Source organism: Pseudomonas gebzensis, from assembly GCF_034427815.1.
Classification (GTDB): domain Bacteria; phylum Pseudomonadota; class Gammaproteobacteria; order Pseudomonadales; family Pseudomonadaceae; genus Aquipseudomonas.
The window spans coordinates 1-464 of record NZ_JAXQNS010000045.1 but is presented as its reverse complement, the minus strand read 5'-3'; the positions used below and the strand labels follow the sequence as shown (position 1 = coordinate 464).

The following is a 464-nucleotide window of genomic DNA, read 5'->3' as shown; positions in this document are numbered from 1 at the left end:
GCTCGACCCCAGTGCCGATGAGATTTATCACGACACGTCCAATGAGGGTCAAGCCTGCTCGCTAATACAAACCGCCCAAACCGTTTATGCGCTGTTAGCGCTGGGTCACGAAGGTCAGCAATGGTTGTGCAAACAGATCCGGCAACCCAGTTCATTGTTTGGCCTGGCCCGGCTCAACTTTAACCCGGAGGTCGATACCCTGCTCAGACAGGTAGTGAACAACTTCAGTACCACCGGTTATCTGGATGACCAGGGCCACCAGGGCGACGGCAGCGCTGCGCTTTTCAATCCCGGCGCTTCGGGGGACGCCACTAGCTTTGCGACACGCTCTTCAGAAGTTGCTGCAGTGCTGGATCTTGAGAGCGTCAAGAACAGTCAGTTGTATCGAGCCCTCAGCGAGGTGGGTAAAGAATCTTTCGCAACGTTGATCAAGATAGCCAACAACCACGTCAAATCTGGATGGC

General features: G+C 54.7%; 1 pseudogene. It reads left to right on the top strand.

What is annotated here, in order from left to right:
• Nucleotides 1-464: pseudogene (locus tag SJI00_RS22395) on the top strand (T6SS effector BTH_I2691 family protein); the annotation flags it as partial.